The following is a 19,249-nucleotide window of genomic DNA, read 5'->3' as shown; positions in this document are numbered from 1 at the left end:
CCCACCATCCTTCCGCGAATTCGCATTTGCATGGTGGGCACGCTACGCTTTGCCCACCCTACGGCACCGTCACTGCTTCGGCAGCTTGGCCTTCAACGCATAGAGCGCATCGAGCGCCTCGCGCGGCGACATCTCGTCTGGGTGCAGCGCCTTCACCGCTTCCATCAACAGCTCGGCTTCGCTCGGCGGCGCGGCCTCCGCGGCGGCGCGCGATGGGACGGCGAACAGCGGCAGATCGTCCACCAATGCTCGCGCGGTCTGGCCGCGGTCCTGCGCCTCCAGCTTGGAGAGCACCGATTTGGCGCGCGTGATCACCGCGGGCGGCAGGCCGGCGAGCTTTGCGACCTGGATGCCGTAGGAGCGGTCGGCTGAGCCCGGCAGCACCTCGTGCAGGAACACGACATTGCCCTGCCATTCCTTCACCCGCACCGTGGCGTTGAACATGCGCGGCAGTTTTGCCGAGAGTGCGGTCAGCTCGTGATAGTGCGTCGCGAACAATGTGCGGCAGCGGTTGCTCTCGTGCAGATGCTCGATCGCGGCCCAGGCGATCGAAAGGCCGTCGAAGGTCGCGGTGCCGCGGCCGATCTCGTCGAGGATGACGAGCGAGCGCTCGCCGGCCTGGTTCAGGATCGCCGCGGTCTCGACCATCTCCACCATGAAGGTGGAGCGGCCGCGGGCGAGGTCGTCGGCGGCGCCGACGCGCGAGAACAGCCGGTCGACGATGCCGATCCGTGCGCGCGTCGCCGGCACGAAGCTGCCGATCTGCGCCATCAAGGCAATCAGCGCGTTCTGGCGCAGGAAGGTCGATTTGCCCGCCATGTTCGGGCCGGTCAGCAGCCAGAGCTGGCCGGATTTTTGGGCAGGGCTAGGCGAGAGATCGCAGGCATTGGCGATGAACGGCTCGCCGTTGCGCTTGACGGCCTGCTCGACCACCGGATGGCGGCCGGCCTCGATAGCGAAGCTGAGCGAGCCATCGACCTCGGGCCGCACATAGTTCTCGTCGACGGCGAGCTTGGCCAGCGACGTCGCAACATCGAGCAGCGCAAAACCTTGCGCCGCAGCGCGCAGATCGTCGCTGATCGCGAGCGCCTTGGCGCAGAGCCGCTCGAAGATTTCGAGCTCGAGGCCGAGCGCGCGATCGCCGGCATTGGCGATCTTGGCTTCGATCTCGCCGAGCTCGGAGGTGGTAAAGCGCACCTGCCCTGCCAGCGTCTGGCGATGGATGAAGGTGGCGTTCAGCGGCGGCGACATCAGCTTGTCGCCGTGCTGCGCGGTGACCTCGACGAAATAGCCGAGCACGTTGTTGTGGCGAATCTTCAGAGCCTTGACGCCGGTGTCGTCGGCGTAGCGGGCCTGCATCGAGGCGACCACGAGGCGCGAGGCGTCGCGCAGGTTCCGCGCCTCGTCGAGCGCGGGCTCGTAGCCCTGGCGCACGAAGCCGCCGTCGCGCTTAATCAGCGGCAGCTGCTCGTCGAGCGCGCTGGCAAATTCGGATGCGAGCGCGCGCGACGGCCGCTGCAGCGCCGCCATCACTGCCGCGATCTCCTGTGGCGGTTGATCCAGTTCGGAGAGCCGCGTCAGCACCTGGTCCGCAGCGATGATGCCGTCGCGGATGCCGGCGAGATCGCGCGGTCCGCCGCGGCCGACCGAGAGCCGCGCCAAAGCGCGCGACATGTCGGGCGCGCCGCGCAGGATGCTGCGGATGTCCTCGCGCGCCGCGGAATCGGCCACGAAGGCGCTGACTGCGTCGAGCCGGCGGGTGATCGCCGGCGCATCCGTCAACGGTGCCGCCAAACGTTGCGCGAGCAGGCGCGAGCCCGCTGAGGTCACCGTGCAGTCGATGGCGTCGAGCAGCGAGCCGCGGCGTTCGCCTGCCAATGTCCGCGTCAGCTCGAGATTGGCGCGGGTGGCCGGATCGATCGCCATGGTCGCGCCCGAGGCCTCGCGCGCGGGCGGCGACAGCGGCGGATGCTTGCCGACCTGGGTGCGGTCGACATAGGTGACGGCCGCGGCCGCGGCGGTGGCCTCCAAGCGCGTGAGCTGGGAGAGCCCATCCATGGTCGCGACCGCAAAATAGTCGCACAGGCGCTTCTCGGCGGTGGCACCGTCGAAGACGTCGCGGGTCAGCGGCGTCACCGCCGGCAGCTCGCGCAGGATGTGGCCGAGCTCGCTGTCGTTATAGAGTGCGTCGGTGACGATCGCCTCGTTCGGGTTGATCCGCGCCAGCGTCGCCGCGAGCTCGCCGCTAGAGCATTCGGTCACCATGAATTCGGCGGTCGAGATGTCGATCCAGGCAAGGCCGAAGCGGTCGCCGCCCGCGGATGAACGTGCCCGCGCAATCGCAAGCAGGTAATTGTTGGCGCGCGCGTCGAGCAGCGTGTCCTCGGTCAGCGTGCCCGGCGTGACCAGACGCACCACGCCGCGGCGCACGACGCTCTTGTTGCCGCGCGCTTTCGCCGCCGCGGGATCCTCGGTCTGCTCGCAGACCGCGACACGGTGGCCGGCCGAGATCAGGCGGTGCAGGTAATCCTCGGAGCGCTCGACCGGCACGCCGCACATCGGGATGTCGGCGCCCTGGTGCTTGCCGCGCTTGGTCAGGACGATGCCGAGCGTCCTGGAGGCGATCTCGGCATCCTCGAAGAACAGCTCGTAGAAATCGCCCATGCGGTAGAACAGCAGCAGGCCCTGATGCGCTGCCTTGATCTCCAGGTACTGTTCCATCATCGGCGTGACGCGCGCGGCGGCCTCCGCTGGCGGGGCGGGCGTGTCGTCGGGCGGCGGTACGGATATTGACTGTTGCACTGTCATGGGCGGCGCAACCTACAAAATTTCGGCACCTGCTCCTATCAGTTTGGCCGGGAAGGGGAGGTTTTCCACGCTGTCCGCACGGCGGCATGCGCTGAGGGCGCGTACGCTCCACGGAACACGCGCGCATCAGTCAATTGACCTGCCGCGGGCGCCCTCCTAAAACGCCGCCGACATTGAAGAATTTGGCCGGACCGCGGCATTCAGGGAGAACAACGATGCGTGACGTCTTTATCTGCGATGCCGTCCGGACCCCGATCGGCCGCTTCGGCGGCTCGCTCGCCAAGGTGCGCGCCGACGATCTCGCCGCAGCCCCGATCAAGGCGCTGATGGCCAAGCACCCCAATCTCGATTGGGCGCAGGTGGATGAAGTGTTCTTCGGCTGCGCCAATCAGGCCGGCGAGGACAACCGTAACGTCGCGCGCATGGCGCTGCTGCTGGCAGGTCTTCCGGATTCGGTTCCCGGGCAAACCCTGAACCGGCTCTGCGCCTCGGGCCTCGATGCGGTCGGCGCCGCGGGCCGCGCCATTCGCTCCGGCGAGATCGAGCTAGCGATCGCCGGCGGTGTCGAGTCGATGACCCGCGCCCCGTTCGTGATGGGCAAGGCGCAGGAGGCCTTCTCGCGCTCGGCCGAGATCTTCGACACCACCATCGGCTGGCGCTTCATCAATCCGCTGCTGAAGGCGCAGTACGGCGTCGATGCGATGCCGGAGACCGGCGAGAATGTCGCTGAGGAGTTCCAGGTCTCGCGCGCCGACCAGGACGCCTTCGCCATCCGCTCGCAGCAGCGCGCAGGCGCCGCAATCGCAGCCGGCTATTTCGCCGAGGAGATCATCCCGATCACCATTCCCGGCGGCAAGGCGGGCCCCATCACGATCGACAAGGACGAGCATCCGCGTCCCGAGACCACGCTGGAAGGTCTCGCCAAGCTGAAGCCGATCGTGCGCAATCCCGGCACGGTCACCGCCGGCAACGCCTCCGGCGTCAATGACGGCGCCGCCGCGATGATCCTGGCTTCGGAAGCCGCGGTGAAGAAGCATGGCCTCACGCCTCGCGCGCGGATCCTCGGTCTCGCCTCGGCCGGCGTGCCGCCGCGGATCATGGGCATCGGCCCGGTGCCGGCGACCCGCAAGCTGATGGAGCGGCTGGGCAAGAAGATCAGCGATTTCGACCTGATCGAGCTGAACGAGGCCTTCGCCTCGCAGGGTATCGCCTGCATGCGCCAGCTCGGCGTCGCCGATGACGCCGATTTCGTCAATCCGCATGGCGGTGCCATCGCGCTCGGCCATCCGCTCGGCATGAGCGGTGCCCGCCTCGCGCTCACGGCCGTGCACGGCATGGAGAAGCGCGGCGGAAAGCTGGCGCTGGCCACCATGTGCGTCGGCGTCGGCCAGGGCGTCGCGGTTGCGATCGAAAGGCTGAATTGACGGTCCACGCAGTGGACCGTCATCCCGGGGCGGTGCACTGGCACCGAACCCGGGATCTCGAGATTCTCAGGTGCGCAATTGCGCACCATAGTTCGATGCTTCGCATCGCCCCGGAATGACGGCGTTTGTTGTCGCTTCAAGGGACCGTCCCATGATCATCGAGCGCGAGAAGGACGTCACGGCCGTGGCACTGGCGGCGATGGAGCGGACGTCCGATCCGCGGCTGCGCGAGATCATGATCTCCCTGGTCAAGCATTTGCACGCCTTCGTGCGCGACGTTCGCCTGACCGAGAAGGAGTTCCGCGATGCCACGGCGATCGTGGCCGAGCTCGGCAAGCTGACAACCGACACGCATAACGAAGTCGTGCTGATGGCGGGGTCGCTCGGCGTCTCCTCGCTTGTGTGCCTGCTCAACAACGGCGATCAAGGCAATACGGAGACCGATCAATCATTGCTCGGGCCGTTCTGGCGGTTGAATTCGCCCCGGGTCGAGAATGGCGGATCGATTGTGCGCTCGGAGACACCGGGGGCCACGCTGTTCGTCAGCGGCCGCGTCGTCGACAAGGACGGCCGGCCCATCGCGGGTGCCGAGGTCGATGTCTGGCACGCCTCGCCGGTCGGCCTCTACGAGAACCAGGACCCCGAGCAGGCCGATATGAACCTGCGCGGCAAGTTCACGTCCGATTCCGACGGGCGCTTTGTCTTCCGCTCGGTGATGATGGTCGGCTATCCCATTCCGATCGATGGTGTCGTCGGCCGCCTGCTCGAGGCGCAGGGCCGCCACCCCTATCGTCCCGCGCATCTGCACGCCCTGATCTTCAAGCCAGGATTCAAGGTGCTGATCTCGCAGGTGTACGATCCCGACGACCCCCATATCGACAGCGACGTGCAGTTCGGTGTGACACAGGCGCTGATCGGCAAGTTCGTGCGCCACGATACGCCGCATCCGACGGCGAAGGACGCCTCCGTGCCTTGGTATTCGCTCGACCATACCTACCGGCTCGAGGCCGGAGAGGCCGTGCTTCCGCGTGCGCCGATCAGGTAGGAGCGGCCGGCTGCCATGCGCAGGAACGCCGCTAAACCGGCTTTCCCAAATTAGTTATATCCTATAATGATTGGCGGAAGCGTTGACCGGCCGGGACTACAATGGCCGGGGAGGAGTTCGCCATGACATTCATCTATCCTGTCGACAGCAACAAGGCGCATCCGCTGCCGCTGTCGCCCGACTACAAGAGCTCGATCAAGCGCGCGCCGAACAAGCCCTTGATCCCGATGCGCCATACCCTGTCGGAGCTGACCGGCCCGGTCTACGGCCACGAGACCGTGCGCGAGGGCGACAACGACCTTACCCGCCAGCACGCGGGCGAGCCGCTCGGCGAGCGCATCATCGTGCATGGCCATGTGCGCGACGAGGACGGCCGCGGCGTGCCGAACTCATTGGTCGAGATCTGGCAGGCCAATTCCTGCGGCCGTTATGTCCATGTCCGCGATCAGCATCCGGCGCCGCTCGATCCGAATTTCACCGGCGCCGGCCGCACTGTGAGCGATGCTTCCGGCTATTATCGCTTCGTCACCATCAAGCCCGGCGCCTACCCCTGGGGCAATCACCACAACGCCTGGCGCCCCGCGCACATCCATCTCTCGGTGTTCGGCTATTCCTTCGTCACGCGCCTCGTGACGCAGATGTATTTCCCGAACGATCCCTTGTTCCCGTTCGACCCGATCTTCAATTCGGTTCCGGACGAGAAGGCGCGGGCGCGGATGGTCTCCTCGTTCGATCTCGAGAACACAAAGCCCGAATGGGCGCTGTGCTACCGCTTCGACGTCGTGCTGCGCGGCAAGAACGCCACCCCCATGGAGAATCAGTAAGTGCAACAGTCTGTGAAACCCAACGGGATCACCCCATCGCAGACGGTCGGTCCGTTCTTCAAATACGGCCTGACGCCGAACGGCGAGTACGCCTGGAACGACGCGTTCACCAACTCGACGCTGACGCCCGACGTCACGGGCGACCGCATCCGCATCGAGGGCCGCGTGTTCGACGGCGACGGTGTCGCCGTGCCCGATGTCATGCTGGAGATCTGGCAGGCGGATGCGCAGGGACGTTTCGCCGACCCGCAGGACAAGCGTGCGCTACCGAATGCCAGCTTCCGCGGCTTCGCCCGCTGCGGCACCGACAAGGACGGCAACTACGCCTTTGAGACCATCAAGCCGGGCGCGGTGCCAGATCCCGATGGCAAGCCGCAGGCGCCCCATATCCTGCTTGCGGTGTTTGGCCGCGGCATGCTGCGGCATCTCTACACCCGCATCTACTTCAGCGACGAGGCTGGCAACGCCGCCGATCCCGTGCTGGCGCTGGTACCGGCCGACCGCCGTGCCACGCTGACTGCGGTTCGCGAGGCTGGCAAGCCGGTCTATCGGCTCGACCTGCGGCTCCAGGGCGACGACGAGACGGTGTTCTTCGACGTGTGAAGACAAGGCGAGCCGGGGAGACCTGCTCCTCGGCACGCCTATCTCATTCGGCGCATCGAAGCCGGTGCTGCGTTGCCCATCAGACTCTAACGTTGTTTTCCGCGTTTGTGTGTCAGCCTCGCTGACTCAATACCGATGACTTGACGTCCAATTCCCGTAGTTGTGCGGGGCTCGCGCGATACAATTCCGGCGCGAAGCAATCCCGTATTTACCGTATTCGTCTAGGGTGGCGGCAGTTTCGACGCCGACCCGGATTGTTTCATGAAATTTCGTCTGTCCTTGTCCTCTGCGATCGTTGCGTTCGGCATCGTTCTCGCCATTGGATTTGCCGCCGTGGTTTCGACCAGCCTGTACGCCTTGAAAGAGCTCAAGGTCGGCGGTCCGCTCTATTCCGACATCAAGCTCGGCAACGACCTCATCGCCGATATCCTGCCGCCGCCCGAATACGTCATCGAAGCCTATCTCGAGGCGACGCTGGTCATGCGCGAGCCGGACCAGCTGGCCGCCCATGGCGAACGTCTGGTCCAGCTCCGCAAGGACTACGACGAGCGCAAGGCGTTCTGGGTCTCCTCCAGCCTCTCGGCCGACCTGAAGACCGCGCTGGTGTCGAAGTCCGACGCGGAGGTGCAGAAATTCTGGAAGGCGTCCGACCAGCTGCTGTCGGCCCTCAAGGCCAAGGACAGGGCTGCGTCCGAGCGCGCCTATGCGCAGCTCAAGGAGGCCTATACTGCGCATCGCGCCGTCATCGACAGCATCGTCGAGAGCGCCAACAAGCAGAATGCTGCCATGGAGAAGCTGGCCGCGGACCGCGACGGCTCCATTCTCTATATCCTCCTCGGCGTCTCCGCCGCCGTCCTGGCCTTTATTGCCGCCGGCCTTCTCGGTGTTGCCTTCGGTGTGGTGCGTCCGATCGTGCGCATGACCGACACGATGCAGAAGCTCGCGACCGGCGATCTCGCCGCCGACATTCCGTTCGCGCACCGCCAGGACGAGGTCGGCTCGATGGCGGGTGCGCTTCTGGTGTTCAAGCAGGCGGCGGTCGAGAATTCGCGTCTGCGCGAGGAACAGTTGCGGCAGGAGCAGGAGGCGGCGCTGGCCAAGCGCTCCGCCCTGCACCAGATGGCCGAAACGGTCGAGCGCGAGACCGGCCGCTCGGTCGATACCGCGACCTCTGCGACGCAAGGCGTCGAGCGGGCAGCCTCCGGGCTGTCAGAGATCGCGAAATCGCTCTCCGCGCAGTCGCAGGCGGTCGCGGCGGCCTCGACGCAGGCCCTCGGCAGCTCGCAGGCCGTCTCGGCCGCGGCCGAAGAACTGAGCGCCTCGATCCGCGAGATCGCAAACCAGGTCGCACGGACCAGCACCGTCACCAAATCGGCGGTCGCCGGCCGCGAGCAGGCGCGTTCGACCATTCAGGCGCTGGCCGGATCGGTGAAGAAGATCGCCGAGGTCTCCGACCTCATCGGCGGCATCGCGGGCCAGACCAACCTCTTGGCGCTCAATGCGACAATCGAGGCGGCGCGCGCCGGCGAAGCCGGCCGCGGCTTCGCGGTGGTCGCCGCCGAGGTGAAGTCCCTGTCCGACCAGACCGCAAAATCCACCGAGGAGATCACCCGGCTGATTGCCGAGATCCAGACCTCGACGCAGGCCGCGGTCGACGCCGTCGAGGCCATGGGAGGCCACATTGTCGAGATCGACGGCGTCGCGACTTCGGTCGCCGCCGCGATGGAACAACAGGACGCCGCCACCCGGGAGATCACGCGGTCGATTTCCGAATCGGCCTCTGCGGCGAAGGAGGTCTCGGCCAAGATCGGCAATGTCAGCCGCGATGCCGCCTCGGTCAACGAGCGCGCCGCGGACGTCAGGCAGGCGATCGCCGGGATGGCGGCCAATCTCGAACAGCTGCGGTCGGTCGTCGTGCGGACAGTGCGCGAATCGACCGCGGCAGCCTGAGCCCGGCGGCAGCTCGGCCGCTGGTGCCCGGGAGTGTGATCGTGCAGTATAGCGCGGGACAGGGGCATCGTGGTTCATGACATCTCCACAACTGCCGGCGGTGGTTGAGCCCGCCCGACTGACAGCTGCGCTGCGCAGGGGCGGCGTGCTCGACGCCGGCGCCGTGCGCGAAGTGAAGCTGCTGCATCAGCGCGACACTGTCGTGTCTCATATCATCCGTCTCGGCCTGCGCTATGTCGGCGAATCCGCCGGCGCCCCGCAGTCGCTGATCCTCAAGACTCCCAATTCCGACTTCGCCGAGCGTCTCGCCAACGGCGGCCGACGCGAGGTGGACTATTACACCCAGCTTGCGCCGAAGATGCCGCCGGGGCTGGTGCCGCGCTGCTTCGACGGACATTTCGACGAGCACAGCCTCACCTGGCATCTGCTGCTCGAGGATCTCACCGACAGCCACGACATCGCGATGGCCTGGCCGGTGCCGCCGTCGCGCGAGCAGACGTTCGCCATCGTCACCACGCTCGCACGCTGGCATGCGGCTTGGTGGGATCATCCGAGCCTCGGCGATACAGTCGGTACCTGGGCGAGCACGGAGGACAGCGCGCAACGCATGGAGACGTTTGCGGGCCATTATGACCGCTTTGCCGACCTTCTCGGTGATCGCCTCAGCGAGGAGCGGCGGATCCTCTATCGCCGCCTCATCGATCGGTCGGAGCGGCTGTCCCAGCGTTACCATTCACGCCGACACCTCAGCATTGCCCATGGCGACGCCCATACCTGGAATTTCCTGCTGCCGCGCGCGGGCGTTGCCGATACCGCGCGCATCTTCGATTTCGATCTTTGGAGTATCAACGTTCCGACCCACGACCTCGCCTATATGATGGCCATGCATTGGTATCCGGAACGCCGGCAGGCGCTCGAACGCCCGCTGCTGAATCTCTACCACGACACGTTGATGGAAAGCGGCATCACCGGCTACACGCGCGGTGCGCTCGATCGTGACTACCGTTGGGCGGTGCTCTGGCAGATCACGAGGCCAGTCTGGCAGTGGAGCATCAACATCCCGCCGTTGATCTGGTGGAACAATCTCGAGCGGGTGTTTGCGGCCGTGGATGATCTAGGCTGCGAGGAGCTGTTGGGGTAGCGCGCGCAACCCGTTCAGTGTCGTCCCGGACAAGCGCGCCCAAAGCGCGCGCCGATCCGGGACCCATACTCGCAGGCAGGAGTTTTCGCGCCAGCCGGCAACTCCGAATCTTCGCCAAACCCAATCCTATGGCTATGGGTTCCGGATCTGCGCTCCGCTCGAGACAACGCTAAGCGTTGTCGGGAGCTGCGCTTGTCCGGGACGACGACGGAAATTGAGATGCTACTCCATCACCGCGTGCTCCGGCCCCGCCGCCTGCCTGCGCAGCGTGGCCTTCGTGGAGCCGATCAGCAAAGCGAGCGGGATGGTGCAGAGGATGAAGACCATCACCAGCTGGTAGTCGTGCGCAAAGGCGATGATCTGCGCCTGCACCCCGACCATCCGGTCGGCCATGGCGCGCCCGGTGTCGGTGGACAGGTTGATCAGGCCGCTGACGCTGGGCATCTGCAGCGCGTGGTTGAACGGGTTGATGTGCTCGGAGAGGATCGCGTAGGTCCGCCGCGTTCCCTGCGTCAGCTCGGCGATGACGACGGAAATGCCGACCGAGCTTGCGACGTTGCGCATCAGGGTCAGCATCGCGGTGCCGTCGGTGCGCAGCTCGTTCGACAGGGTCAGGAACGCCACCGTCGAGAGCGGCACGAAGACGAGGCCGAAGCCGAATCCCTGGATGACGCTGACGGTGACGATCTCCGGCACCTGGGTCAGGTCGGTCCAGCCGGTCATCTGGAACAGCGAGCCCGCGGTCAGCGTCAGGCCCGCGATGATCAGCGTGCGCGCCTCGAAATAACGCATCATGCGGCCGACCAGCATCATGGCGAAGAAGGTGCCGAGGCCGCGGCTCGCCAGCAGCAGGCCGGCGGTGATGATCGGATAGCCGATCACGTTCTGCATGTAGGGCGAGGCCAGCGCCATGGTCGAGAACAGCACGAGCCCCATCACGATCATGAACAGGCAGCCGGTGACGAAGTTGCGATCCCGGAACAGCGCGAAGCGGATGAACGGGGTCGAGGTCGTGAAGGAGTGCGCGAGGAAGAAGTAGAAGGCGGCGGCCGAGACGATGAACTCCGCCACGATCTCGTTCGATTCGAGCCAGCCCAATTGCTCGCCGCGGTCAAGCGCGAGCTGCAGCGCGCCGATCGCGATCGCCAGCGCGGCGAAACCGAACCAGTCGAATTTGAGGCTGAGGTCCCTCCTGGTCTCGTCCATGAAGACGATCAGCCCGAGCACGGTGATGGCGCCGAACGGCAGGTTGACGAAGAACACCCAGTGCCAGGAATAGGTCTCGGTCAGCCAGGCTCCCAGAGATGGTCCCATGATCGGGCCCATCATCACGCCCATGCCCCAGATCGACATCGCCTTGGCACGTTCCTGGAGCGTGTAATAGTCGAGCATGACCGACTGCGACAGCGGCACCAGGGCCGCGCCGAACACGCCTTGCAGCAGGCGGAACAGCACCATCTGGTTGATGTCCTGCGCGAGGCCGCACAGCACGGAGGCCATGGTGAAGCCGGCCGAGCAGATGATGAAGATGCGCTTGCGGCCGAAGCGGTTGGCGATCCAGCCCACCGGCGCCGTCATGATCGCGGCGGCGACGATGTAGGAGGTCAGCACCCAGTTGATCTGGTCCTGCGAGGCCGACAGCGTGCCCTGCATGTAGGGCAGCGCGACATTGGCGATTGTGGTGTCCAGCGCCTGCATGATGGTCGCGGTCATGGCGCAGATCGTCACCATGTTCCGGCGCAGGCCGGGCACCATCAAATTGGCATTGGGGCCGGACATCGGATCAGTCTTTGTCTTGTCAGTCTTTGTCTTGGCTCGCCGTCGCCGACAGGCCGAGCAGGCCGGCGAGCGAACGCTGATGGCCGGTGTCGATGGTGGCGTAGACGCTCATGCCGGCTTTCAGCTTCCGCACATATTTGTCGGTCTCGTCGAAATAGATGCGGATCGGCACACGCTGCACCACCTTCACGAAATTGCCGGTGGCATTTTGCGGCGGCAGGATCGCGAATTGCGCGCCAGTGCCGGGCGAGAGCGAGCCGATCTTGCCCTTGAAGACGTGGTTCGGGAACGCATCGACCTCGAGCGTGACGGGCTGGCCTTCGGTGACATAGGTGAGGTCGCTCTCCTTCGGATTGGCGTCGACCCAGGGATGTGCGACGTCAATGATGGAGAACACCGGCGTGCCGGCGGCGACATAGCGGCCGAGCTGGATCTGCTCGACCTGCGTCGCCACACCACCCATCGGCGCGCGCAGCACGGTGTGGTCGAGATTGCGCTGGGCATCGTCCAGCTTGGCTTTTGCCTGCGCGTAGGGCGGGAATTGCTCCAGCGGCAAGGCGGAATCGCCGAGCAATTGCGTCTTGGCGTTGGAGAGCTGCTGCTTGATAAATTGCGCCTGCGCGCCCGCGGTGACCAGCGCATTCGAGGCGTTGTCGAGATCGAGCTGCGAGCCGAAATTGTTCTTCACCAGGGCCTGCTTGCGCTCGACGTCGCGCTGCTTCAGCTCGACGCCTTGCTGGGCGAGGTTGAGCATGTCCCCGTAGATCTTGATGTTGGCAACGAGGTTGTCGTAGGTCGTGCGGGCCTGCGCGAGCTGCGCCTTGGCCTCATCCACCGCGTGGCGAAACGGAACGGGGTCGATCTCGAACAGCTCGTCGCCCTGCTTGACGACCTGACCTTCTTTCACGACGACTTTCAGGATCTTGCCGGAAATATCGGGTGTCACCAGCACCTTCTGCGCGCCGACATAGGCATCGTCAGTGCCGACATAGCGGCCGCCATGCAGATAGAAAGTCACACCGCCAATGGCGGCGATGAGAGGCAGCACGACCAGGAGCAGGAAACGGCGATAGCGGCGCAGGCCCGCCACCAGGCGGCGGCGCGGATCGGTGCCGGCCTTCTTGGTCGGCTTGCCGCCGTCGCTCTTCTGCTCGGGCTGGAACTTGAGGACCTGATCAGCCATAGCGCTGCTCCTTACGCGCTTGTTCCGCGCCTGATGTCTGGATCGCGGTCCGCACGTTTTCCTTGATGGTTTCGAGCTGGGTGAGGAGACGGTGGGCATCCGCCGGATTGATGCCGTCGAGCGCGTTGGCGGTGATTTCGGACCTGAGCCCGCTCATCCGGCCAAGCAGCTGCCGGCCGGCCTTCTTCAGGTAGAGGCGCTTGACGCGGCGGTCCGAGGCGTCGCTGCGCCGTTCGAGCCAGTCATTGCCGCAGAGCTTGTCGATCAGGCGCGTCAGCGTGATCGGCTGCACCTCCAGGAGCTCGGCGAGCTCCGACTGTTTCATGCCCTCGCTGCGCTCCACCTTGGCCAGCACCGCCCATTGCGCGCGGGTGATGCCGAACCGCGACGCCTCCTTGTCGGCATAGACGCGCAGCAGGCGGTAGAGCTCGGAGAGCGTGAACAGGAAATTCTGGTCGACAGACCCGCGCGTCATGAGCTTGGTCTCCAATAAGCAGAAGATATAATAAGCAAGCTTATGATTATTTCAGGGCAGGTTTATCGGGTAGCTGTCCCGCAGCGCTGGCATGGCTGGCGGGCCGTCCGCAGTGTCGCGCTTTGGGTTCCCGAGCCGAAATGCTAGAAGGTCAGCCGCATGACACTCGCAAAGCCGGCATTTCCCGCGCCCGATCACGATCACCGCCGCTGCACCGCGGATGCACTCGCGCATGCCGAGGCGGTCTGCGAGCAGCGCGCGCAGAAATTCACGCTGATCCGCCGCCAGGTGCTGGGAGCGCTGCTCTCCAGCCACCGCCCGCTCGGGGCCTATGAGGTGATCGACGAGCTCGCCAAGTCGATGGCGCGGCCGGCGCCGATCACGGTCTATCGTGCCCTCGATTTCCTGATGGCGAACGGCCTCGTGCATCGCATCGAGAGCCGCAATGCCTATCTCGCCTGCGCCGCCCATGACCACGACGCGACCTCCGCGGTGGCGTTCCTGATCTGCGAGCGTTGCGGCCTGGTCGGCGAGATCCCCTCGGCGTCCTTCGCCAAGGACCTCAACGCCGCCGCGCGCAGCTCAGGCTTCGCGCCAAAGCTGTCTGTGGTGGAGATCACGGGCGTCTGCACGCATTGTCAGAAAATGTCTTGAAGCAACAACGGCGCAAAGCCGGATTTTTGGGAAGAAATGTCCGCACCTCAAGCCATACCGTCCGCCGCACGCCCCCTCAGCGCCGGCGCCATCGCCCTGATGCTCATGCTGTGCCTGACCTGGGGATTCAACCAGATCGCGGTGAAGCTGGTGCTGCCGGACATTCCGCCGATGCTCCAGGCCACCATCCGCTCGATGGGGGCGCTGCCGGTGCTGTTCATCATCGGCACCTTGCGTGGCGTCAATTTCTTCGAACGTGACGGCACCTGGAAGCCCGGCCTGATTGCCGGACTGATGTTCGGCATCGAATTCGTGCTGATCTTCCAGGGGCTGCGTCTCACGTCTGCTTCGCGTGCGGTGGTGTTCCTCTACACGGCGCCGTTCTTCGTTGCGCTCGGCTCCTACCAGGTGCTCGGCGAGCGTCTCGGCGGCTCGCAATGGCTGGGATTGGCCATCAGCTTTGCCGGAGTCGCTCTCGCGATCGGCGTACCGCAGCCCAATGTCGATTCGCATGTTCTGCTCGGCGACCTCATGATCGTCGGCGGCGCCGCACTGTGGGCGGCGACCACGCTGGTTGCCAAGGGCACGCGGCTGCGCTTCGCCGCGCCCGAGAAGGCGCTGGGCTATCAGGTCGCGACCTCGATCCCCATCCTGGGGCTGGCGGCTTGGCTGTTCGGCGAATCCATCACGCACACGCCGAGCCCGCTGTCGCTCGGCCTGATGGCGTTCCAGGCGATCTGGGTGGTGGGAACCACGTTCACGCTTTGGTTCGCGCTGGTGAAGGCCTATTCGGCCAGCAAATTGTCCGCTTTTACCTTCATCACCCCTTTGTTTGGCGTCGTCGGTAGCTATTTCATCATGCACGACACCCTAAGCTTGGCGTTCGGGGCGGCAGCTCTCCTTGTAATTGCTGGGCTTTTTCTGGTTAACCGTCCCAGCCAAGTCGCTGCGGCGCCGCGCGATGCATTGCTGAACGTCACCAAAACCTGATATTTGGACCCCATGAACAAGCTCGAAAACAACATCGATTCAGACATCGCGGGCCCGGCGCCGCGGCACCGGACCACCCAGGTCAAGGTCGGCAACGTTGCCGTTGGTGGCGGTGCACCGATCGTCGTGCAGTCGATGACCAACACCGATACCGCCGACGTCGACAGCACCATCGCCCAGGTCGCAGCGCTCGCGCGCGCCGGCTCCGAAATGGTCCGCATCACCGTGGACCGCGAGGAGGCCGCAGCCGCCGTTCCGCACATCCGCGATGGCCTCGCCAAGCGCGGCATCACGACGCCGCTGATCGGCGACTTCCATTATATCGGCCACAAGCTGCTCGCGGCCTATCCGGCCTGCGCCGAGGCGCTCGCCAAGTACCGCATCAATCCCGGCAATGTCGGCTTCAAGGACAAGCGCGACACCCAGTTCGCCGACATCATCGAGATCGCGAACAAGAACAACAAGCCCGTGCGCATCGGCGCCAATTGGGGCTCGCTCGACCAGGAGCTTTTGACCAAGCTGATGGACGAGAACGCAGCGTCTCCCAATCCGCGCGACGTGCGCGCGGTGACGCGCGAGGCCATGGTGCAGTCGGCGCTGCTCTCGGCCGCCCGCGCCGAAGAGCTTGGCATGCCCAAGGACCGCATCATCCTCTCGGCCAAGGTTTCGGCGGTGCAGGACCTCATCGCGGTCTATCAGGATCTCGCCAGCCGCTCCGACTACGCGATCCATCTCGGCCTGACCGAAGCCGGCATGGGCTCGAAGGGCATCGTGGCGTCGTCGGCTGCTCTCGGCATTCTGCTGCAGCAGGGCATCGGCGACACCATCCGCATCTCGCTGACGCCGGAGCCCGGCGGCGACCGCACCCGTGAGGTGCAGGTCGGCCAGGAGCTGTTGCAGACCATGGGCTTCCGCACCTTCGTGCCGCTGGTTGCGGCCTGCCCCGGCTGCGGCCGCACCACCTCGACCACGTTCCAGGAGCTGGCCCGCTCGATCCAGGATTTCATCCGCGACGAGATGCCGACCTGGAAGACGAAATATCCCGGCGTCGAAGAGCTCAACGTCGCGGTGATGGGCTGCATCGTCAACGGCCCCGGCGAATCCAAGCACGCCAATATCGGCATCTCGCTCCCCGGCACCGGCGAAGCGCCGGCCGCGCCGGTGTTCGTCGACGGCAAGAAGTTCCGCACGCTGCGCGGCCCGACCATCTCCGCCGACTTCAAGGCGCTGGTGATCGACTACATCGACCAGCGCTACGGCCAGGGCGCCAAGGTGCCGGCGCCAGCAGCGGAGTAGTTCTACTCCGCTCGCGTTCCACGCTCCGCCGTCTTCCCGGACAAGCGCGCCTCAAGCGCGCGCCGATCCGGGGTGGTTACGACGGGCCGTCACTCCGAGTCTTCGCCAAACCTGATCCTGTGGTTATCGCGACGAGCGCAAGCGCTCGCGCGGAGGTCCCGGCTCTGTGCTTACGCTTGTCCGGGACGACAACTGAGTTTGCGGTGCAGATTGCACATCCGTCTCCGCGCGCTACGATGACTCCCAATCAATAACGATCGGGAGACACGCCATGAGCTCACTCGCCGGCAAGCAGGGTCCGCGCTATCGCCACACGGCTGAGGACGGCGCGCCATACGAAACGCTTCAGGTTGAAAAGCTCACCCCCATCATCGGCGCCGAAATCTCCGGCGTCGACGTAGGCAGGCTCGTCGACGGCGACACCCGCACCAACCGGCAGATGGACGAGATCCACCGCGCGCTCGCCGAAAACCTCGTGATCTTCTTCCGCGACCAGCACATCACGCCGCAGCAGCACCTCGCCTTTGGCCGCAAGTTCGGCGAATTGCATTTTCATCCCGCAGCTCCCCACGAGGACGAAGACCCGGCCTTGATGAAGATCTACGCCGACAAGAACTCGCCGCGCGCCAATGGCGAGGGCTGGCACTCCGACGTCTCCTGCGATCTCGAGCCGCCGATGGGCTCGATCCTCTACATCAAGCAATGTCCGCCGCGCGGCGGCGACACGCTGTTCGCCAACATGTATGCGGCCTATGAGGCGCTGTCGGAGCGCATGAAGGCCTATCTCGACGGCTTGACGGCGCTGCACGATGGCGAGCCGATCTATCGCGGCCTCTATGCGAATTATGGCGTCGCCGACCGTCCCTCCTATCCCCATGCCGAGCATCCCGTGGTGCGCAGGCATCCTGTCACCGGCAGGAAAGCGCTCTACGTCAACCGCGGCTTCACCCGCCACATCAACGGCATCCCGCGTGATGAGAGCGACGCGATGCTCGCCTATCTCTACCAGCACGCCGAGAACCCGCTGTTCCAATGCCGCTTCCGCTGGACCGAGAACGCCATCGCCTTCTGGGACAACCGCTGCACCCAGCACCGCGCGATGTGGGACTACTGGCCGCACACGCGCTCGGGCACACGCGTGACGGTGAAGGGGGAGCGGCCGGTCTAGCCGCCAGCTCCGCAAGTTATGCCCGTCAGCGGTCACAAGCAGAGCCTTGTCACGCCGAGGATCTCTGGCACGGCGCTCGCGCGCGATCCGATAAAACTTGCCGTTCTGTGAACCAGCTTACATTGCCACGGCAGGCTACCGCCTAGGCTCACGCTCGGAAATGGAGAATTGCGCATCAGATCACAATCTTAGGTATTCGGGAGGGTCACATGGCCAAGGCGGGCAAGCAAAAGTCGACAACAGTTGGCAAACGCAAGTCGGCGAATTCCGGCCGAACCCGGCGGGCAAAGACCGCCCGGCCCGAGCAGATCTCAGTCTTCATCAGCTATGTCAGTGAAGACCGGGAGCTGGCCGCTAGCTTCGAGGCGGAGCTGCTGCAATTGTTTGCCGTCGCTGCGTCCCTTCCTCCCGTCAAGGTGTTCCGCGACGTCGGGAGCATCGGAAAGGGGTCGGACTATCGCACCGTGATCACCAACGCATTGGATGAGGCTGACATTCTCCTCGTGATCCTGACGGACCGACTCAAACCAAGCTTCGCGTTTCCGGGCTTCGAGGTCGGCTTTTTTGCAAGGTCGTTGGAGGAACGTCCCAAGATCTATGGCAACATCCCGCGAAGAATTCTTCCGATTTCAATCGGTGCGGCCAATCAGACCACGCTCGACTATCTCCAGGCGATCAAGATCGACGAGGATCACATATTCAAGGTGCCGGGCATGTCTGCCTATACGCCTGGCGCGAGCACGGCCGAGCCATCGGCGAATCCCGTTTTCGCGTTGCTGGCGGATATTTCGGCGACGGCGGATGCCGTGCTCGGCAGGCACGGTGGCGCCAGTGGCGGAGTCAGCAAGCAGGATGAACTCTGGCGGCAGAAGCTCGTCTCGTCTGCTGCCAGGCTCCACAGCTGCATTCAGATATATCTGGAATCGCGCGTCTCCTCGGAGACCTATCCGGAGCGGAAGATCATCCTTCACAGTGATGCGCCTCCGGTGATCGGGACGGACGGAGCCGATCTGTCGAAGTTCAAGATCGAGATGGTCGGAAATTCCTTCCAGGTGTTTGGTTTCCCGGAGGAAAAGAACCGCGTTTTCGGCTGGAAAGCCTTCATCAACAGAATGCCGGTCGAGATGAGCGGGACATGGGCCGAAGGCATCAGGACGCTGGCGACCAATGCGCTCCAGGGCGGCGACGAGAACTATCTTGTCGTCGCGACGTCCAAGGGTGACCATGCGTACCGGCTCTTCGTGTCCCGGGTCGTGACCTATGTGAGCAAGAAGACCGAGATCCACATCTATATCGTCAAGATGATCGTCCGGCATTATGGCGATCCTCTCACGTCCCGCCTTCTGAGTGCCATCAACATCGGTATCGAGTTCAGATTCCTCTTCCTGGAGAGGAACAGCCAATACAGGCCGGCCAGGTTCGATTTCCCATTGGCGCCGGATACGTCCAGGGAGATGGATGCCTGGAAGTCGGCCGTGACCCAGTTGCTCAGCCATATGAACATGATCCTGCGGGAAGCGCAGGATCAGCACCTCATGGACGCGGATCTTCTTGACAAGATCTGGGGTGTCGGCGGTGGCCCACGTGTGCGTCAGATGATGACCGCATGGGAGGGCGCGCGAACCAAGCTCCTATCGGCAGCCCAGCAGTTGTTGGTGTCCGATGCATCGGACTTCCCGGACAGGCAGGAGCCGTTCAGGATCGCATTGCGCGAACTCCACGCGACCACGGAGTCGATGAACCGGGAGTACACGTTGCGCGCGCTCCAGGCGATTGCGGAAGAGGTGGGCGAGCCTCTTCAGCAGACACAATCTCCGCCGCGTGCTGCCTAGGGACGCGCCGAGAACCCGCTATTCCAGTGCCGCTTCCGCTGGACCGCGAATGCCATCGCCTTGTGAGACAGCCGCTG

At 64.8% G+C, this 19,249-nt stretch carries 15 protein-coding genes; 11 read left to right on the top strand and 4 right to left on the bottom strand.

Translation table 11 applies throughout. The features are described 5' to 3' along the window. Positions 1–69 precede the first annotated feature (69 nt). On the bottom strand, positions 70–2,808 hold the full coding sequence (gene mutS / locus ACVIIV_RS06275; RefSeq protein ID WP_456743425.1) for a DNA mismatch repair protein MutS: 2,739 nt from the start codon (positions 2,806–2,808) through the stop codon (positions 70–72). A gap of 215 nt (positions 2,809–3,023) precedes the next feature. Between mutS and pcaF the strand changes: the two genes are divergently transcribed. From pcaF to ACVIIV_RS06245, 6 genes are all read left to right on the top strand, one after another. Next, on the top strand, positions 3,024–4,232 hold the full coding sequence (gene pcaF, locus ACVIIV_RS06270; protein ID WP_456743424.1) for a 3-oxoadipyl-CoA thiolase: 1,209 nt from the start codon (positions 3,024–3,026) through the stop codon (positions 4,230–4,232). Positions 4,233–4,383: 151 nt separating this feature from the next. Continuing rightward, complete coding sequence (locus ACVIIV_RS06265) at positions 4,384–5,277, top strand: dioxygenase family protein (RefSeq protein ID WP_456743423.1); 894 nt, start codon at positions 4,384–4,386, stop codon at positions 5,275–5,277. 122 nt (positions 5,278–5,399) lie between these two features. Beyond that, complete coding sequence (gene pcaH, locus ACVIIV_RS06260) at positions 5,400–6,101, top strand: protocatechuate 3,4-dioxygenase subunit beta (RefSeq protein ID WP_456743422.1); 702 nt, start codon at positions 5,400–5,402, stop codon at positions 6,099–6,101. Further along, entirely contained in the window at positions 6,102–6,704 is a 603-nt protein-coding gene (gene pcaG, locus ACVIIV_RS06255; RefSeq protein WP_456743421.1) for a protocatechuate 3,4-dioxygenase subunit alpha, read from the top strand. Between the two features lie 261 nt (positions 6,705–6,965). Continuing rightward, entirely contained in the window at positions 6,966–8,654 is a 1,689-nt protein-coding gene (locus tag ACVIIV_RS06250; protein WP_456743420.1) for a methyl-accepting chemotaxis protein, read from the top strand. Between the two features lie 76 nt (positions 8,655–8,730). After that, positions 8,731–9,795 carry a phosphotransferase gene (locus ACVIIV_RS06245; protein ID WP_456743419.1) on the top strand — a complete coding sequence of 355 codons (1,065 nt, stop codon included), beginning with the start codon at positions 8,731–8,733 and terminating at the stop codon, positions 9,793–9,795. Between the two features lie 222 nt (positions 9,796–10,017). On the opposite strand, the gene ACVIIV_RS06240 is transcribed toward ACVIIV_RS06245, so the two are convergent. The 3 genes from ACVIIV_RS06240 to ACVIIV_RS06230 are packed head-to-tail and all read right to left on the bottom strand — an operon-like array spanning position 10,018 to position 13,232. Further along, positions 10,018–11,574 carry an MDR family MFS transporter gene (locus ACVIIV_RS06240; protein ID WP_456743418.1) on the bottom strand — a complete coding sequence of 519 codons (1,557 nt, stop codon included), beginning with the start codon at positions 11,572–11,574 and terminating at the stop codon, positions 10,018–10,020. A 19-nt stretch (positions 11,575–11,593) separates the two neighbouring features. Next, on the bottom strand, positions 11,594–12,757 hold the full coding sequence (locus tag ACVIIV_RS06235) for an HlyD family secretion protein (protein WP_456743417.1): 1,164 nt from the start codon (positions 12,755–12,757) through the stop codon (positions 11,594–11,596). Next, positions 12,750–13,232 (bottom strand): MarR family winged helix-turn-helix transcriptional regulator, encoded by a 483-nt coding sequence (locus ACVIIV_RS06230; protein WP_456743416.1) that lies wholly within the window; start codon positions 13,230–13,232, stop codon positions 12,750–12,752. Before ACVIIV_RS06230 ends, ACVIIV_RS06235 begins: the two co-directional genes overlap by 8 nt. Positions 13,233–13,391: 159 nt before the next feature. Between ACVIIV_RS06230 and ACVIIV_RS06225 the strand changes: the two genes are divergently transcribed. The 5 genes from ACVIIV_RS06225 to ACVIIV_RS06205 all read left to right on the top strand — a co-directional run bounded on the left by ACVIIV_RS06225 (position 13,392) and on the right by ACVIIV_RS06205 (position 19,172). After that, positions 13,392–13,886: a Fur family transcriptional regulator gene (locus ACVIIV_RS06225; protein ID WP_456743415.1), complete on the top strand. Its 495-nt coding sequence runs from the start codon at positions 13,392–13,394 to the stop codon at positions 13,884–13,886. A gap of 36 nt (positions 13,887–13,922) precedes the next feature. Next, positions 13,923–14,876: a DMT family transporter gene (locus ACVIIV_RS06220; protein WP_456743414.1), complete on the top strand. Its 954-nt coding sequence runs from the start codon at positions 13,923–13,925 to the stop codon at positions 14,874–14,876. Positions 14,877–14,888: 12 nt separating this feature from the next. Continuing rightward, complete coding sequence (gene ispG, locus ACVIIV_RS06215) at positions 14,889–16,172, top strand: flavodoxin-dependent (E)-4-hydroxy-3-methylbut-2-enyl-diphosphate synthase (protein WP_456743413.1); 1,284 nt, start codon at positions 14,889–14,891, stop codon at positions 16,170–16,172. Between the two features lie 271 nt (positions 16,173–16,443). Next, positions 16,444–17,340 (top strand): TauD/TfdA dioxygenase family protein, encoded by an 897-nt coding sequence (locus ACVIIV_RS06210; RefSeq protein ID WP_456743412.1) that lies wholly within the window; start codon positions 16,444–16,446, stop codon positions 17,338–17,340. 209 nt (positions 17,341–17,549) lie between these two features. Further along, a complete protein-coding gene (locus ACVIIV_RS06205) occupies positions 17,550–19,172 on the top strand; it encodes a toll/interleukin-1 receptor domain-containing protein (protein WP_456743411.1) in 1,623 nt (540 codons plus the stop codon). Positions 19,173–19,249 lie beyond the last annotated feature (77 nt).

It is taken from the genome of Bradyrhizobium sp. USDA 4354, assembly GCF_054060315.1.
Note: the sequence above shows the minus strand (reverse complement) of the source record. Positions and strands in the feature narration are given on the sequence as shown.

What these genes read in the sequence shown, in the direction of transcription:
- mutS (WP_456743425.1), bottom strand. Translation starts at nt 2,808, where the DNA reads ATGACAGTGCAACAGTCAATATCCGTACCGCCGCCCGACGACACGCCC.
- pcaF (WP_456743424.1), top strand. Translation starts at nt 3,024, where the DNA reads ATGCGTGACGTCTTTATCTGCGATGCCGTCCGGACCCCGATCGGCCGC.
- ACVIIV_RS06265 (WP_456743423.1), top strand. Translation starts at nt 4,384, where the DNA reads ATGATCATCGAGCGCGAGAAGGACGTCACGGCCGTGGCACTGGCGGCG.
- pcaH (WP_456743422.1), top strand. Translation starts at nt 5,400, where the DNA reads ATGACATTCATCTATCCTGTCGACAGCAACAAGGCGCATCCGCTGCCG.
- ACVIIV_RS06250 (WP_456743420.1), top strand. Translation starts at nt 6,966, where the DNA reads ATGAAATTTCGTCTGTCCTTGTCCTCTGCGATCGTTGCGTTCGGCATC.
- ACVIIV_RS06245 (WP_456743419.1), top strand. Translation starts at nt 8,731, where the DNA reads ATGACATCTCCACAACTGCCGGCGGTGGTTGAGCCCGCCCGACTGACA.
- ACVIIV_RS06240 (WP_456743418.1), bottom strand. Translation starts at nt 11,574, where the DNA reads ATGTCCGGCCCCAATGCCAATTTGATGGTGCCCGGCCTGCGCCGGAAC.
- ACVIIV_RS06235 (WP_456743417.1), bottom strand. Translation starts at nt 12,757, where the DNA reads ATGGCTGATCAGGTCCTCAAGTTCCAGCCCGAGCAGAAGAGCGACGGC.
- ACVIIV_RS06230 (WP_456743416.1), bottom strand. Translation starts at nt 13,232, where the DNA reads ATGACGCGCGGGTCTGTCGACCAGAATTTCCTGTTCACGCTCTCCGAG.
- ACVIIV_RS06225 (WP_456743415.1), top strand. Translation starts at nt 13,392, where the DNA reads ATGACACTCGCAAAGCCGGCATTTCCCGCGCCCGATCACGATCACCGC.
- ACVIIV_RS06220 (WP_456743414.1), top strand. Translation starts at nt 13,923, where the DNA reads ATGTCCGCACCTCAAGCCATACCGTCCGCCGCACGCCCCCTCAGCGCC.
- ispG (WP_456743413.1), top strand. Translation starts at nt 14,889, where the DNA reads ATGAACAAGCTCGAAAACAACATCGATTCAGACATCGCGGGCCCGGCG.
- ACVIIV_RS06210 (WP_456743412.1), top strand. Translation starts at nt 16,444, where the DNA reads ATGAGCTCACTCGCCGGCAAGCAGGGTCCGCGCTATCGCCACACGGCT.
- ACVIIV_RS06205 (WP_456743411.1), top strand. Translation starts at nt 17,550, where the DNA reads ATGGCCAAGGCGGGCAAGCAAAAGTCGACAACAGTTGGCAAACGCAAG.